This is a genomic window from Aliivibrio sp. S10_S31 (assembly GCF_014694495.1).
In the GTDB taxonomy this organism is placed as follows: domain Bacteria; phylum Pseudomonadota; class Gammaproteobacteria; order Enterobacterales; family Vibrionaceae; genus Aliivibrio; species Aliivibrio fischeri.
Genome location: NZ_JAAUWR010000032.1, coordinates 1 through 16,685, shown reverse-complemented (window position 1 = coordinate 16,685; position 16,685 = coordinate 1). Strand labels below are relative to the sequence as shown.

At 36.5% G+C, this 16,685-nt stretch carries 16 protein-coding genes and 1 pseudogene; 11 read left to right on the top strand and 6 right to left on the bottom strand.

The window, feature by feature from the left end:
• The 3 genes and pseudogenes from HC728_RS20185 to HC728_RS18805 all read left to right on the top strand — a co-directional run.
• Positions 1-113, top strand: a pseudogene (locus HC728_RS20185) (N-acetyltransferase); the annotation flags it as partial.
• Positions 114-698: 585 nt separating this feature from the next.
• Entirely contained in the window at positions 699-1,274 is a 576-nt protein-coding gene (locus HC728_RS18810; protein WP_017019463.1) for a hypothetical protein, read from the top strand.
• Positions 1,275-1,468: 194 nt separating this feature from the next.
• A complete protein-coding gene (locus HC728_RS18805; protein WP_005422831.1) occupies positions 1,469-1,999 on the top strand; it encodes a beta/gamma crystallin-related protein in 531 nt (176 codons plus the stop codon).
• A gap of 71 nt (positions 2,000-2,070) precedes the next feature.
• On the opposite strand, the gene HC728_RS18800 is transcribed toward HC728_RS18805, so the two are convergent.
• Complete coding sequence (locus tag HC728_RS18800; RefSeq protein WP_026029340.1) at positions 2,071-2,298, bottom strand: PAS factor family protein; 228 nt, start codon at positions 2,296-2,298, stop codon at positions 2,071-2,073.
• Positions 2,299-2,500: 202 nt separating this feature from the next.
• On the opposite strand from HC728_RS18800, the gene HC728_RS18795 reads away from it, so the two are divergent.
• A complete protein-coding gene (locus HC728_RS18795) occupies positions 2,501-2,749 on the top strand; it encodes a DUF3297 family protein (protein ID WP_005422827.1) in 249 nt (82 codons plus the stop codon).
• A gap of 398 nt (positions 2,750-3,147) precedes the next feature.
• On the opposite strand, the gene HC728_RS18790 is transcribed toward HC728_RS18795, so the two are convergent.
• Entirely contained in the window at positions 3,148-4,515 is a 1,368-nt protein-coding gene (locus HC728_RS18790; protein WP_065621611.1) for a YjiH family protein, read from the bottom strand.
• A 274-nt stretch (positions 4,516-4,789) separates the two neighbouring features.
• Positions 4,790-6,436: an ABC-ATPase domain-containing protein gene (locus tag HC728_RS18785; RefSeq protein ID WP_190395887.1), complete on the bottom strand. Its 1,647-nt coding sequence runs from the start codon at positions 6,434-6,436 to the stop codon at positions 4,790-4,792.
• A 163-nt stretch (positions 6,437-6,599) separates the two neighbouring features.
• On the opposite strand from HC728_RS18785, the gene HC728_RS18780 reads away from it, so the two are divergent.
• The 3 genes from HC728_RS18780 (at position 6,600) to HC728_RS18770 (ending at position 8,982) form a co-directional block, all read left to right on the top strand.
• The gene (locus HC728_RS18780) at positions 6,600-6,833 is read left to right on the top strand and encodes a hypothetical protein (RefSeq protein ID WP_190395886.1); all 234 of its coding nucleotides are present in this window, start codon (positions 6,600-6,602) and stop codon (positions 6,831-6,833) included.
• Positions 6,834-7,011: 178 nt separating this feature from the next.
• Positions 7,012-8,415: an FAD-dependent oxidoreductase gene (locus tag HC728_RS18775; RefSeq protein WP_190395885.1), complete on the top strand. Its 1,404-nt coding sequence runs from the start codon at positions 7,012-7,014 to the stop codon at positions 8,413-8,415.
• Between the two features lie 192 nt (positions 8,416-8,607).
• Entirely contained in the window at positions 8,608-8,982 is a 375-nt protein-coding gene (locus HC728_RS18770; RefSeq protein WP_005422812.1) for a hypothetical protein, read from the top strand.
• Here the strand turns inward: HC728_RS18770 and HC728_RS18765 are convergent.
• From HC728_RS18765 to HC728_RS18755, 3 genes are all read right to left on the bottom strand, one after another.
• The gene (locus tag HC728_RS18765) at positions 8,974-9,612 is read right to left on the bottom strand and encodes a hypothetical protein (RefSeq protein WP_238933829.1); all 639 of its coding nucleotides are present in this window, start codon (positions 9,610-9,612) and stop codon (positions 8,974-8,976) included. The genes HC728_RS18770 and HC728_RS18765 overlap by 9 nt on opposite strands.
• 67 nt (positions 9,613-9,679) lie before the next feature.
• Positions 9,680-12,034, bottom strand: coding sequence for a fatty acid cis/trans isomerase (locus HC728_RS18760; RefSeq protein WP_190395884.1), 2,355 nt, complete (start codon positions 12,032-12,034; stop codon positions 9,680-9,682).
• A gap of 109 nt (positions 12,035-12,143) precedes the next feature.
• Positions 12,144-13,382, bottom strand: a complete 1,239-nt coding sequence (locus HC728_RS18755; RefSeq protein ID WP_012534661.1) for an OFA family MFS transporter — start codon at positions 13,380-13,382, stop codon at positions 12,144-12,146.
• Positions 13,383-13,698: 316 nt separating this feature from the next.
• Here HC728_RS18755 and HC728_RS18750 point away from each other — a divergent pair, with 316 nt between their 5' ends.
• The 4 genes from HC728_RS18750 (at position 13,699) to HC728_RS18735 (ending at position 16,522) form a co-directional block, all read left to right on the top strand.
• Positions 13,699-14,250: a DUF3332 domain-containing protein gene (locus HC728_RS18750; RefSeq protein ID WP_011263448.1), complete on the top strand. Its 552-nt coding sequence runs from the start codon at positions 13,699-13,701 to the stop codon at positions 14,248-14,250.
• 323 nt (positions 14,251-14,573) lie between these two features.
• Positions 14,574-14,939 carry a hypothetical protein gene (locus HC728_RS18745; protein WP_017019455.1) on the top strand — a complete coding sequence of 122 codons (366 nt, stop codon included), beginning with the start codon at positions 14,574-14,576 and terminating at the stop codon, positions 14,937-14,939.
• A gap of 135 nt (positions 14,940-15,074) precedes the next feature.
• Positions 15,075-16,079, top strand: coding sequence for a response regulator (locus HC728_RS18740; protein ID WP_190395883.1), 1,005 nt, complete (start codon positions 15,075-15,077; stop codon positions 16,077-16,079).
• Positions 16,079-16,522: a PAS domain-containing protein gene (locus HC728_RS18735; protein WP_012535121.1), complete on the top strand. Its 444-nt coding sequence runs from the start codon at positions 16,079-16,081 to the stop codon at positions 16,520-16,522. The genes HC728_RS18740 and HC728_RS18735 overlap by 1 nt, the downstream gene beginning before the upstream one ends.
• The last annotated feature ends 163 nt before the right edge of the window (positions 16,523-16,685 follow it).

Genomic DNA, 16,685 nt, shown 5'->3' with positions numbered 1-16,685 from the left:
TGTGTTATTTGCAAGGCAATCGAGTAGGCGGTTTATATCGTAAATTTGGTTTCCAAGTAACATCAGAAGATGCTCAATTTGTTCATATGAACCGTGTGAGAATGTGCTTATAACAAATGCATCAACAACTTAGATTTACGCATATAACAAGGAAATCAACGGGACGCTTAAAACTCGCGTGTATTTTAAAAGTATTGTGAATACAATGAATTAAAATGGTTTAGGGCGGTTTGATAAGCACCCACAATTGCGACGTTATGTGCTAGGGGCAGTCAGGAGTTTTTTTAAATGAACATTCAGTTGCTGTTAGTTCATCTTCGAAAGAAAATTAGAGCAAATAAGAAGTAAGTCACTGATGCAATCATTACAAATCATTTGGCAGAAATTTGCATTGTTTGTGGTTCTCGCGAGCAATTGACCAAAGAGCACGTTATACCCCAGTGGGTTTATAATCGCTCGACCAAGCGTACTTTTGAAACAACTACTAACGGCATTTAAAACATGAATTTGAAAGAATAGATGTTCGTCATCACGACTTTTCTCAGGAAACTTTATAGCTAAGAGAGTTAGTTCGTGGTGATTGTGTTATTGAATATATTCGAATCAGTTCACATTTTTACACCTGTTGGGTATTTAGCAATGTTGTAAGATTTAATGAATTTAAATCAATACGCTTTTATACGTATAAGGTGGCTTACATGTTAGCAAGGATGTTTAATTTAGCCTTGGTCTTGGCCTTAAGTGGATGTTCAACGACCAAAACCGAAGTGGTAACTGAAAAAGAAACAGAATTACATAATGTGAACTTTGTTATAGGTAACATTACGAGTATTTATGATATAAAATTGTCATTAGGTAAAATTGACTTTGAAAATGCGATTTTTAAAGAAGATTGGTTTTCCTCTTTGTCTTATCAATATACAGAAGATAGAAGGTATATTGTAGGTTCAGCTAAAGCGGGGAGTTTTATCGCTATTACGTCCACTAAAGCACAAGATGCAAGTGGGACGCCTTTAGGAACCTTTACACCTTGTAATCAAACATTAGTATTTCAATTACCTTATGATGCGTTAAATGTGTACGTTACTGATGTTAATTATCAGTGGAATAATGTGTCTATTACCCCTATATATTCTAATAAGATAGAAGAAGCAATGATTGCCTTTAAAACCTCATATATTAAACAAGCGGCTTTTCGCCAATTATCTGCTGATTTATATAAAGACTGTGAAACACTAAATCCAAACCCATTAATTATGACAAGACCAATTTAACAAAACGAGTATTTAATTCACCTAGGAATCATGTTGATGCATCTCTAGGTTATCGAATAATTAATAATATAACCGTTTGAAATTCAATCATATTGTTCTAATATATCTTGCGTTACAATAATCTTCCCACCAGTTTTTGGTGGCTTTTTTGGTGCTTTATGATGGCAATGTATTTGCTATGGTAGATAGTAATCATGAAAAAAATAATCATTTTAACCACTCTTTTAGGTTTGAGTTCAGCTTCTCATGCTGGATTTAATTTTGATTCAGATAACGAAAGTCGGATATATATCTGTACTCTTCAACCGTTCCAAGACATTTTCGCAGAAGCAGGAATAACAGAGGATATTGCTCGTTATAAAGTGCAACGACGCTGTGAAAAATCTCAAGGTGAAGATAGTATTTTTTGTAAGTCTCGTGAAGCGAAATGCAATCAATCAACAATTGTACTTGGTTTAGAATCAAACACAAATAAGAGCGTGGAGATTTACAGTCAGAGTAATCAAATGGGGTCATCGATAAGTATTGAGCATAATGAGCCCGATTTAAGTGATTACAATTTTGACGATAGAATGTCTTCTTATGATATCCCATCAGGCTGGATCGTTCGTTTTTATGAAGGTAAAAATTACACTGGTGATTTTTATACTCGTAAAAGTGGAGAAGGGAACGCGAAAGGGTTTGATAATAAAATTAGCTCGATAAAAATATTGAGTACTTTTTAAAAAGATAAACCCCATTATCTATAAACAAATTTCTAGCCTTAATTAAAAGGCTAGAATGACACATTACAGCATCAATAGTTTTTATCTTCTAAAATAGCACGAGCTTTATTAACAGCATCATTAAGATCGTCAATCCTTCCTGCGCTTACCGGACCAAGTACACCCGAATATAATGCGAACTTTTTATCAAATGGTAAATTAAGTTCATCATACAGTTTTTGTCGAATTTGAGCACATTGAGTCGGTTCAGCTGTTGCTAAGTTTGTGAGGGTGTCATAGATGAGTGACGTTGTATCCATTTGCATTATCTCCATATTGTTCATCTAATATTATGACTAGTATAAAAAAAAGATTTAAGGAATCCCATCACAAAACAGCTAGAACACGAAATAATAAAAATTAACTACTAAGTGCGTATCACTAATGATATTGATGAAGAGCACTTGTGACTTAGTCTTAGATTGACTACAATGACGCACTTTTATTTTATAGGTCATGAACATGAACGACGCTAAAACTCAACCAACTTTACCAGATCATCTTTCTGGCAACCCTCGTAGCCCACACCACGTTGCTGAATGCTTTGAGCATCACATTGGTATTCGTTTAAATGGTAAAGAGCGTTTTGATGTTGAAGAATATTGCATCAGCGAAGGTTGGGTTAAGATCCCTTCACCGAAAGCACTTGACCGTCGTGGACAACCAATGCTAATTAAATTAAAAGGCACAGTTGAAGCTTTTTATAAATAAGCATTTACTTATTATAAGTGTTGAAAGGCTTAGGTTTATTACTAAGCCTTTTTTTTACCTAATAATCTAACATAATTTGTTAAATCTTATAATTGCTTATAAATCAGCACATCTTGCCAAATCAAGTATCACTAATGGTATAGAAGATATATAAAGCTAGCATTGTTTTTATTATGTAACATGTTGGTCTTATATGATTTACTTTTCATTATGGGTATATATTTCATTATCATTAGGGGTAGCCATTATAGCTAAAAGCTATGATCGTTCAGGCCCAATAGCTTTCATTTTCTCATTATTATTTACACCAATATTATCATTTGTCTTCTATGAGTATTTAAGTCAAAAAAAAGCGACCTCATAAGAGATCGCTTTAAATAGGTGAGAGTGACGTTTAATTAGAAAATTAAATGTGCCATACCTGCAATTACTGGAAGTGTGATAATAGTACGTAAGATGAAGATAGCAAACAGTTCAAAAATGTTCACAGGGATCTTACTACCAAGTAATAAAGCACCAACTTCAGACATATAAATCAACTGTGTAACTGACATTGCAGCAATTACAAAACGAGTCATTTCACTATCGATTGATGCCGCTAAGATTGATGGAATAAACATATCAGCAAAACCAACAACAATCGTTTGAGATGCTGCCGCCGCTTCAGGAACACCTAGTAATTCAAGGAACGGAATAAACGGTTGACCTAACACAGTGAAAACAGAAGTATATTCAGCAATAACAAGAGCTACAGTACCTAATGCCATAACCACTGGTAATACGCCAAATACCATATCTACTGCATTCTTAACGCCTTCACCAAATACGTTTCTAATAGAAGTTACTTTAGCGGCTTTGTTCATCGCTTGCTCTAAACCCCATGAAAATGTTGTGTATCCTTCTGGGATTAATTCAGCATCAGCATCACGCTCGGTGCCATCAATGAATAGGTCTTTTTTACGGCTTAATGGCGGTAGGCGAGGGATGATAATCGCAGCCACAACACCTGCAAGACATACTGTTAAATAAAATGGTAGAAAATAACTTTCTAATTCAACTTGAGCAATAACAACAAGGCTGAAAGTAATTGATACTGCAGAGAAAGTAGTACCAACAACAGCGGCTTCACGTTGAGTATAAAACTTACCTTCATATTGCTTGCTTGTTAAAAGAATACCAACAGAACCATCACCTAACCATGATGCCATACAGTCAATAGCAGAACGACCTGGTAAATTGAAAACAGGACGCATCACTTTACTTAACAAAGCACCAAATAGTTCAAGTAAACCAAAGTTAAGAAGAAGAGGTAATAATAAGCCTGCAAAAATGAATACAGAAAAAAGAACAGGAAGTAAATCGTTTAATACTAAACCACCAGTATTTGGTTCCCAAATGGCCTCAGGGCCAAATTGAAAAAATACCATTGCTGCCGCTGCACCACCAATTAGGCGAACGACGAACCAAAGTGGGCTTGGGTTCAACAAACCAAATAGGAATTCATTTTTAGTAATAAAACTTGGTTTGAATAGTTTAAACAAGATAGTTACTACTGCCATAAACATAGTGATGCCTGTAACCATAGCTACTAGGTGCTCACCGAATAAAGCCTGAATTGATTTAGCTAAAACGGCAACTGGGATAGTAATATCACCGTTATAGGTTATTGGGGCCATAAAAAGGAACAAGCCGATTAATGACGGGATAAGAAACATTAGAAGATTCTTCTTCTTGCTCATAGGTATACTCTCACTTGAATTTTGCATAAATCTCTCAAATTACCACTAGTTAATAAACTGCTATTCCTTAGCATTATTATTCACTAAATTTCCGTATTCATTCAATAAAGTGGAGATTACACTGTTTTCTAATGAAGTGGAATACTATTCATTAAAAAAAAGTAATTATTCACTTTTATTCAGTAGATGATCATTATTGAATGCTTTATTTGTAATCAAATTGATTGTTATTTGTTAAAAGAAAAGCATTATATACAAAAAGGCCCCCTATAGAAGGAGGCCTGATAAAAGTTGTGATTTACTATTTAAATTCAGCTACACGCATACGGTTAAGTGTCGCCATTACCTCAATAACACGAGGTTTCGCCAAATCGCCGTGTTTTGGCATCATTTCATGCCAATTATCATGAAGTTGCTGAGCAATAAACTCAACAGGATTCGATTCCCAACCAGGAGTTTGTGATAACTGAAACCACATCCAACCAATAGCATGGACCTGCGCAGAAGATTGAAGTTGCGAGATAGCGGTAATATCAATGTATTCACGGCCAAAACGTAATGAATCTTTATTTTTAGCTTGGATACGGAACTTGCCTTCTTGAAGAATCGCTTGAAGAGAAGAACGGTTTAATTGACGCGTCTCCGTTGGTAGCAAATTGTCAGAGCCTTCACGAACACGTGTTGTAGGGTGTGAAGCAACTACATCTTTTGCTTTTGAAGTAACATCAACAGCTTGGTAATCATGCATTTGGATAACTGTGTCTGCAACATCAAGATAATCACCAGAGCCACCCATAACAAGAATCGTTGATACGCCCATTTCATCACGTAACTGACCAATACGATCGACAAGAGGGGTAATTGGTTCTGCACCATTATTTACTAATGCTTGCATACGTTCATCACGGATCATGAAATTGGTTGCAGACGTATCTTCATCGATTAAGAGGGCTTTAGCCTGAGCTTCTAGTGATTCTTGAAGCCATGCTGCTTGTGATGTAGAGCCTGACGCATCTTGAGTTGAGAAGCATGTTGTGTCTTTACCCATAGGTAAATGGTTAATATAATTCGATAAGTTTAAATTATGAACACAACGACCATCTTCTGCTTGAATTTTTGTTGTCGACTCTTCTGTTACAATATACTCACGACCATCACCAGGGATATGATCATAAATAGAACGCTCTAAAGCATTAAGTAACGTGGATTTACCATGGAAACCACCACCAACAATTAGCGTTATACCTTTTGGAATACCCATTCCCTTAATAGGACCACGGTTAGGTGTCATTAGCTCGACTTCTAACGATTCAGGGCTCTGAAATGCGATCGCATCTTTCATTGGACGATCATTATTACCAGCAATTCGAGGTAAAATACTGCCATTAGCAACAAAAGCAACTAAACCGTGCTCAGAAAGCTGACGACGAAGAGCGACTTGGTCTACGATAACTTTACAATGTTCTTTTAACTCCTCAATAGGAAGCTCGCGAGCTAAAAGTGTACGGCGTACATATTTTGGCATATGGAAAGTTAAAATATTAATCGCTTTTTTCGCTAAAATCTCACGACCATCAGCTGGTAAATTAATGTTGTAACGAAGTTCAATACCTTCATCATCAAAAATTACTGAAGTGTGGTCCAAAACCGTTTGACCAGATAACGCAATTGAAAGCGTTGCATCTTTTTCTAATAACTCACTAAAGTGGCGAGCTAAGAAATCACGAGCGGCACGTTGATAATCAAGTGACGTTTCTTGAAGCCATTGAAGGTGTGTTAACGACCATGCACGTTTTGCACGAATACGAGTTGGTGGTGCATACGGGTCAGATTGAACATTATCGATATACAGAGTGAAGTCGGTAAAGTCGTATTCCCCTTTAATAGAGGTATAACTACGGTAGTTTCGTTTTTCTAATTTTTTTAGTTTGGCTTCAAGCTGTTCCATTACATTCACATAATCTAATAAAGTTGTGAGCAGTATAACAAAATACAAGGATGAATAAGTACCTCTTTATAACGGCAGAATGAAAATATATAAGACTATTTGCTAATTTACTTTAATCAATGAAAAAAGAGATAGTTACATAGAACACATAAGGAGCTTAAATATGGAACTTCTCATTGATATAGCACAGTATTTATTTATGTTGATTGGTATTGTGAGCATACTAGTCTCAATAACCCAGTATTCTCGAAGATCATCAGACATAAGTGGTGCATTTATGCTGTTTGTAAAGCGAATTGAAATGTCTGTTAATGAATATAAGTGGTATCGAATTGGAATTAGCGTACTTATCTTAGGTGTTGCTATCAGAATTATTAAATTAACCTTGTGGGGTTAAAGTTACCCACAGTTATCCACAATTTCTGTGGGTAACTGTTTGAATAACAGTTTAACTTATTGAATTATAAGTACAATATATATAGATCAAGCTTTTTCTTTCTCTATTCTATTATTTTTTTGTGACGCAAAGTAAAATAGCCAAGTTAATATAAATATTGCTTGGATTGTGGAAAATAATGGACAAAAAACCTTCAAAAAAGAAAGTAGCCATCATTGGTGGTGGCGTTGCAGGCTCAACAATTGCAATGTATCTGTCAAAATTTGATATTGAAATTGATCTTTTTGAGCAAGGAACCAGTTTAGTTAATGGTCCACCTATTTGTCATTTACACGCCGGCGGTAATTTGTACCGAGAGATCTCTGATGAGCAATGCATCGCTTTATTAACAGAGTCAATTCAAACTGCTCAATTTTTCCCTCATTCATTAAATATTCGACCGACAATTATCGCTGTACCTAAAGATGATAGAGCTGAAGCGAGCGATCTTTTACCGCGTTTGAATTTATTGCAAAAACATTATCAGAAATTAATTGAGCAATCAGAAAATAATGAAGTATTTGGTAGCGCAGAAGAGTATTTCACGACGTTTACTAAACAAGAATTATTTGAAATTGCAAAACTTGAACCAACAAATCAACCTCGCTCAATGACAGAGTGGATGATCCCATTCGCTAAAACCACAGATTTAGAGCAAATAAAATACCCAGTAGTCATTGTGCAAGAGTATGGGCTAAGTGTATTTAGAATGGCATCAACCGCACAATTAATTCTCAGTGAACAATCCAATGTAAACCTGCACCTTTCAAGTCGAGTTGAAAAATTAAATAAGCAAGATAATGGCAGTTGGTTTTTGAGTTTTTCAAACAGTGACGCCGTCACTAATTGTAACTTTGATTATGTCATCAATTGTGCCGGATTTCGCACCGGTATCATAGATGATCTTGCACAACAGCAAACCAAAAGGTTAGTTGAATTTAAAGCTGCTTACGTAACACATTGGAATAGTGATTTTTTTGGGAAATGGCCAGAAGTAATATTTCATGGAGAAAGAGGCACACCAAAAGGAATGGCACAGTTAACCCCGTATCCTAATGGCTATTTTCAATTACACGGTATGACAGAAGAGATTACGTTATTTAAAGATGGGTTATCTCGTTCTTCAGAGCTATCGTCTCAACCGCAGTTACCAGAAAAATTCATCAATAAAATTACGAACGGTTGGAAAGAAAGTATTCAGCAAGAACGAACTGAAAAGGCCATCAAACATTTATCACAATTCATTGCTTCGTTTGAAACCGCATCCACAGCAGGTAAACCGCTATATGGTGCTCAACAAATTCCAGGTGATGATATAACACTAAGAGCCGCGACGATTAATTATGATGGTCATGGTTATTTTAGAGCAGAGATAGTAAAAGCCTCATCTGCTATTGAGTGCGCAAAACAAATAGCACAACAAATAAATTTAAGCAAAGAAGTCAATACACTCACTCAACCATCTAGTGATGACGTTTGTCACTTAGCCGAACAGTTTGCCATAGAAAGAGGGTATCCAGTTGAGCTTGCACAAACGTATTAAAGACCTAATGTTCAGTTATTTATATCGGTGAATATAAAAAGCTGTTTACATATATGGTTTGTATAATCGTACTAAAATCAAAAATAATCCATTATACAGTGTATCATTCATGATAATTTTACTGATAATCTTGTTGAAATATCCTCGGTTTTTGTTGAGAATAAGCGCATAAAGACAAACTCAAGGTGAGATGTGGAATTTTTATTAAAGCGCCGTTGGCCCAGATTTGAGTGTAAAAAATCTGTTAATGCTAAAATATTTTGGGCACATAGATTGATGCCTTTTGTTAGCGTTAAATTAATGGATGTATCTAAAAAAGGGTTTGGTTTTACAAGTGAACGTAAATTACAAGAAGGCAGTTGTGAACTTAGAATTCGTTCATTTCCTGCAATGATTGGCGATATTGTGTATCGAAAAGAAATAAAATCAGTAAAAGGTGAAACGCTTTACCAATACGGCTTTTATTTAAGTACTCAACTACATAAAACGCAGATAGAAAACCTAGGCTGTAAAGGGGTTATCCATATTGAGCACGTCAACAAAGACGATGATGAGGCTCTAGGATAAAAAACTGTTGTGAATATAGCGGAATAAACCAAAGCATAAAAAGTATTTAAGTAAGACATGTTGTTGATTCGACTCTAAGGGGTGGTATATAGAGCGATTCAAACATGTCATGCTTAAGTTATTTAATTGCTTATCGAGTGTGGTTTCAGAGATTAAGTTATGAATACCTTGGTGAGTATACACTGAATTATCTTCAGGCATTTTACCGGTCCACCAAAAATACAATTCTTTACTGCTTCTTGTTCTATCAAACCAGTGATCACACAATACCACTAAGTGGTCATTCAATAATAAAGCATCATTTTTCTTAAGCGCTTCTATAGCCACATATATTTGTGTTTTGGCTTCTGTTTTTGCATTTAAAAATTGAGGATAGATCATCCATATACGTTCATCATTGATTATTAATGAAAAAACATATAATTGATGTTCTGCATCATGTGAAAAAAGCGTTATTTGACAAGAGTGACCTTCTGCTTGAATGATTGCTTTTAATCGACGATGAAAAGCAGAGCTTAGATGTGCTGGCGACATTCCACGATTATGAATAGTAGGGTAATGATGCTTACAAATGGTTTTGTAATCATCACTAAATGCATTAAGGCATTGTATAAATATTTGTTCCAACAAGTAAAATACCCCTAAAAAGGTGAGTGTCTCCTGTGTACACTCACTTTTCAATATTCAAAAATAAGAATTATCTATTTTCAAAACGATTGTAGTCCAGAAGACCCGCTTCGATTGGATATTTCATTTTATACCATTCTGTTAACTCGTCACTATAAGCCCAGAATTTATTTGAGCTGCGTCTAATTGCATAGCTATCAAGTAATGCTACGTAATCTTCTTCAGAACCCACTTTGCTTAATTGTTTAACAAAATCAGATAATTTAGATTCTTCAATTTCTAAAAAGGCTGCAGGGTAACTGCCCACAACACCATATAGGATAGACAAACGGTCAAGCTTAGGAATACGATTTCCTTCTTCATTAAATAAAGAAGAAATATTCTTATGTGCACTTGTATTTAACAAAGTAAAAAATTCACTGTTCCCTTTACTCGACACGACTTTCAACGTCATAATTTGTGGAAGGTATTGAAGGCCATCACCTTGGATACGATCAATATTGTTTAACGCAATATGTGAAGACTTATCTAAATCTGCATTAGTTACGCTGTAACGATTTGATAGACCTTTGCCCATACGCTTACGTAACTTAGCAAAAAGCTCATCTTTTGGGTTGTCAGACGTATAAGTGATCTGTGTTGGCTGTTCAAACGGTTGAACATCACGTTGTAAAAAACGGCTTAATTGTGGTGATGGGTCTTGATACCAACTTTCAAATTCTGTTTTACGCATTTTCTTAGGTAATAAAGCTAAAAAGTTACTTTCACCTTCCATTCTTAAGAAATCCATGTACATACGGGTCATTAATTGATGGCCAAAATTGCCATAAACATCAAATCCAGCAACTAATAAATAATGAATGCGTTCTAATAGAGCGTAATCAATTACCCAAGCGGTTTTCGGGGTGGGTCCATTTAACCCTTTAATCACCGATGCACTATCGAAGTGACGGTAGATAGTTAATGCCGAATTATCGTTTTTCTGATCACCATTCCACACTAGATCAAGTGTTAAATGTTTTCCGTCAGCAAAAATGCTATTTAAATAAGTATTCTTCGCCTCTAAGTAGCGAGCTTGATTTCGAGAATATTGAATCCAACTCGTAATTGGTACGGTTGTACTGTCTAATTCTGCGGGTAAAGCAAGATTCTCTTTTTGTTCTCTATAGAACTTAACCACATCAGGACTGTCTGTTTTGTCAGGATCGACAAAGAAAACCCAAAAATGATCATTAATCACATTTAAGGCTAACTGACCACGACAAACCGGACCTTTAATAAAGCCTTGAATTGTATCTTGAGCTTCATCCAACAAATAGCTATAACGTGAGTGAACCGGTAAATCCACAAAAGTAACCAGAGGGTTAGCTGCAATTTCAGTTGAGTAGCTTGGTAGCGACGTTACTTGATAATCTGCAGTAACAAACCACTGATTCCATTTTTGAAAACGTTCTTGGTCAAGTAAGTAGGGCATGTGTGTTTTATCAACAATGCTACTTCTGACAGGAACAACGCGATAATAAACACGATCTACACCCGGGTCATCATATGGTCGACGTGTTGCGATAAGCGATAAAGGTTCACCTGGAGGCGTTGCTGAACGTACAACTTTAAAGAAGCGTAACGTATTAGGATCTTTTGTAAAATATAGATGATTTAAAAACAGGTGTTCATATAGGTAACGAGCGGTAAGCTGCTCTTTTAATGAATTACCATTGAAGAAGGTTTCCCATTTTTCAACATTTGCGATATCTGAATCCGATAGCGGAGCAATATCACTCATATGAGCGCCTTGCTCTAACCAATTCATTAGTAAATCGTGTTCAGAATTAGACAACTCAGGCATACCATAAGGCATACCCCAGCTTGGGTATTGACTCTCATAATCGGACATTTCTTCGATTGTCGGACATTGTTGGTCACGATCGATAGAGAAATCATAACCCGTTAACTGCGTTTCTTTAGCCAATGGATTCGTTTGTTTTAAAGTCAGCATGCGTGCCATAACACCAGCTTCAGTGTTTGCTATTTCATTTTGTTCACGCTCATTAAGAACAGGGGAGAAGCCAATATCACGCCATTCTTGCGTCGTTTGAGCATCCTCAAATAAGCGGGTAGGATTTGCAGCAACTAAACGTGTTCCTTCATAAATTTTCGATTTATGCGCACCACGATCGATGCCTTCCGCTGAAGACATTTTTAATTGGCAGGGTGCATCGTAACAGGCGTGACATACTACACAGCGTTTATCGATAAGAGGTTTTACTTCTTCAAGGTAATCAATGCTTTCTGGTGACTTATACTCATGAATGCGATTCTGGACTTGCTCTTCTCCAAATAATTGATCGTAGTTATATGTGGCGTACGTGGCACAACCTGAGAAAATAACAACAAAGGCAATCAATAACGAGCGTTTAGAAAACATAGGCAAATCCAATAAATTCAAGATAAGTTATATTGTAATAATAAAAAGCGAAAAAAACAAAAAAAGCCCGTTTACAATTGCAAACGGGCTTTGATTTTATTGAATAATATTAAACTGTAGCAGGACTTAGTTGTTGTGCTTTCTCTTCAGAGATCGGCTTAGTAACTAGAGCTAGAATAATAGCAACACCTACCATTGCAGCAGAGATAGTGTACGCTAGAGCATAGTCACCACCTTGAGTCATTGAGAAACCAACAACTGCAGCACCGATAGCACCACCAATACCCCATGAAGTGTATAGAACACCATAGTTAGTGCCGTAGTTTTTCAGGCCGTAGAACTCAGCAGTAAGTGATGGGAATACAGCTAGTAATGTACCGTAACCAACTGCAGCAACAGCCGTACCAATAATTAGCATTACTTCATTGTCGTACATGCTAAATAGAGCCATGTTCGCACCTTGAAGAACAAATGCGATAAGCAGTGTTTTTACGCCACCAATCTTGTCAGAAAGCATACCAGCAGCAACACGACCGCCTGAATTGAATACAGCAAGAAGAGAAGCTAGATAAACCGCATTTGGTAGATTTGCTTGCATGCTTGCAATTGTTGTGATGTTACCAATGATCATAAGACCAGCAGATGCAGCGAATGCGTACATAATCCATAGAGAATAAAACTGTGGCGTTTTAAGCATCGCTTTCCAATTTAGATCCATTGGTTTACGAGTTGCCACTGGTGATTTACCCGCTTTAACTTTAGGTTCTTCTGGTTGGTAACCTTCTGGTGGGTTGTTAATCGTTGTTGCTAAAGGAACAGCGATAATAAGAATGGCTACACCAAGAACTAAAAAGCTAGTTTGAATACCGTACATAGAAATAAGAGCTGATGTAACAGGCGCTAAGTAAATAGCAGCTAAACCAAAACCAGCAGCAATTAATCCATTTACCATACCTTTCTTAGAAGGGTGGAACCACTTCATAGCAGATGGAGCTAGACATGCATAACCAAAACCAATGCCAGCACCAGTCATGATACCGAAAGTAATGTTAAGCATGAACACGGTTTCGGCAAAGCTAGAAGCGATCATACCTAGACCAACTAGAATCGTACCGAAAATAAGAATTAAACGTGGTCCCATGCGATCTTGAAGAATACCAGCAACTAAAAGACAGATTGAAAAAGTGATCGTTGCAGTCGCATAAGGTTGAGACGCTTGAGACGCTGTCCATCCCATATCAGTTACAAGTGCTTTATTGAATACGCTCCATGCGTAAAGAATTCCTAAACATAGGTTGATACAAAAGCCTGCAAGCAGGATACGCATTGCTTTATCGATATTTTTCATCGTTTTCTCGGTGAGTTGAAAGTTTATTACAATTAATTTTGAATGAATTAACTGCTGTTTTTTAGAAATATGACATGTGTCACGTAAAACTGCGCGGAGTTTATCAGCACTTTTTATTTATTGGAATAGGTTGTATGAAAATTACACCACATTTTTTCAATCTAATATTCCACTTTTATTGGCGTCATATAATTGACGATCAAGCGGCATTATTCTGTCATATCTTTGTAAAATATTGATGTTGGGTCTATTTTTACAAATAATTACTTGATAATATGCGCCGCGTTAACAACAACACTAATAAATAGAGAATATTATGAACTTTAAAAAGATGAAAATAGCTGTAGCAGTGGCGCTAGGCGTAACTACTTTAACTGGTTGTATGGGTCAAATGGGTGTTACTCAACTTGTTACTTTTGGTAACTTGAAAGCAGTTGATAACCGTTACGGCCGTGCTGGACTTTATATTCTACTTGCACCTGTTTATGGTATTTCAGCTGCAGCTGACTTATTTATCTTTAACTCAATCGAATTCTGGACTGGTAAAAACATCATCACAGGTAAGAGCCCTGCGATCGTAGATAAAGATGTTGGCGGTGCTGTATTTAAAGTTAACGACAAAATCGATGCATCAATGACAAAAGCACCAGTTGCACCTCTACAAGTTAACAACAACGTTAAGAGCACAACGGTTGAACAAATCGATGCAAACACATTAGAAATGCACGTTGCATTACTGGATGGTACCCAACAAGTACTTCGTGGCGAAAAAGTAGATGATAGCGTTGCATTCTACCTAGACGGTAAACACATCACTACAGTACAAATTTCAGAATTAGAAAACTACGTAGCAGCGACTCAAGCTTAATCTACGTTTTATCTAATTTTAAAAGCACTCTAGTAATAGGGTGCTTTTTTGTGCTTTATTTCAAATATTTTATAAATATATTTCTCTTCTCAATACCATTAAAGTTAACCAACCATTAACATTTAATGCGTCATTAATAAGACTTTTCTATTAACTATCACATCTATGGTTTGTTGCTTATTTCAACTCATCATCACCGAAACATTTGCGTAACAATTGTGCATTTTTTACATACTTGAATTTTGAATTAAAAGCGATAGAATGCAACGGAAACAAAGATTTCAAATTTGAAAGGATGCTCCAATTTTTCATTTGAGGTGTTTATGAAATTACTTCTGATTTTTTTAATATCAACCATCGGTGGTGTTGCAGCTGCTGAGCATTTTCATTCTTTCATTTTAGGGTTAAGTATCGCTACATTAGCTGTAGGGTGCTGCCACTGGTTTGCATTTCGAACGACCAAGTATCCTCAACTTGCAATGTTAATGCTGGTTTTAGGCTTATTCGCAAAAATCACAGTAACCATAACGGGCGTGATCATTAGTATGAACGCAGAGTTAATCTCATCACCGTTTATTTTTGCTGTTTCATATTTATTCTTTTCCATTGTTGCCACTTACCTTTGGTTTAAGATTAAAGATGCAAAAATTTCTAAGCCATTGCTAAAGAAGTACTTGAAGACAGCCTAAACAAAGCATCAAGTAACTGACGACAAAGGAGCTTTTAAGGCTCCTTTTTCATGTCTTATATATTCTTTACCGTATTCATGGCCTATAATCCTTGATATAGTGCAGTAATAGATTTATTAATTAAGGTTCAAATAGATGGCCATTTCCATCTTAATCTGTGACGATTCCGCTCTGGCTCGTAAACAATTATCCCGTGTAATACCTGTATCATGGGGAGCAAATATTGAGTTTGCTCAACATGGTTGGGAAGCGATTCATAAATTAGAAGCCAATACCTTTGATATTCTTTTCCTTGATTTAACCATGCCTGAGTTAGATGGCTACGGTACGCTTGAAGAGATTCAAAAACGTAACATTGCTATTTCTACCGTTGTTGTTTCTGGTGATATACAACCTAAAGCACAACAACGAGTTGCAGAAATAGGGGCGAAAGCCTTCATCAAAAAACCATTAGATAAAGCAACTTTAATCTCAACCTTACAGAATATTGGTATTCAACCAGAAAAGCCTGCAAGCTATCAAGTGCAGTCGGTTCAACCAATTCAGTTGCGACGTCGAGATGTGTATCTTGAGGTGGCTAATGTAGCAATAGGGCGAGCAGCAGATTCATTAGCAAGACACTTTGATGTATTTGTGCACATGCCACTACCAAACGTCAATTTATTCGAAATGAGTGAATTGCAAATGACATTACGCCACCTAGCGACTAATGAACATATGTCTGGAGTGTGCCAAGGATTTAGTGGTGAAGGTATCGCTGGTGAAGCCTTGATTTTATTAAGTGATTCAAGCGTATCTGATTTGTTGACCTTAATGGACTATCCTGAGAGTGACGATGCAAGTTTAGAGCTTGAGTTATTGATGGATGTTTCAAACATTTTGGTTGGTGCTTTCCTTAAGGGAATTGGTGAGCAAGCAGAAGTGCGTTTTTTTCAAAGTGCACCAGTATTGCTTGGTCAGCATATTTCTATAGATAGTGTCGTTGAATCAACCAAAGGGACATTCAACCGCATCATGGCTTTTGAAGTCAGCTATAACATTGATGGCACACAAATTAAATGTGACATGCTATTGATGATAGTAGACGAATCTCTACCAATTTTAGACAACAAACTTGCTTACCTATTGGATGACGAATAATGAATGGGATCCCAGCTGAATTTGAACAGTTTCATTGGATGGTCGACATGGTGCAAAACGTCGATATCGGACTTATTGTAGTCGATAAAGAATTTAATGTGCACTTATGGAATGGATTCATGACACATCATAGTGGGAAACAAGCTCATGATGTGATGACAAAATCATTGTTCGATTTATTTCCAGAAATAAATGACGCTTGGTTTAAAGCAAAATCTAAACCTGTTTTTGAATTAGGCACGCGCAGTTTCATTACCTGGCGTCAAAAACCGTATTTATTTCGTTGCCGTAATGTTCGACCAATTACTCAGCAGAGTGAGTTTATGTATCAGAATGTCACATTGAACCCAATGCGAAGTACAACAGGGGAAATCAAATCAATGTTTCTAGCGGTTGAAGACGTAACTGCGGAAGCTTTGGCTGAGCGATTAAACCAAAAATAATACAAAAATCTAAACAAAAAAAAGGAGGCTAATTAGCTAATGCCGCTCGCTTAACAGCTAGCGGCTCTTTTTTTATAAGGGTAGCGCGGTGCTTTATAAAGCACTTGTCGCGGAAATGGTTTTCGCTTTCTTTTTTTTGGCAGGATTAGACGCTTCCCGCTTT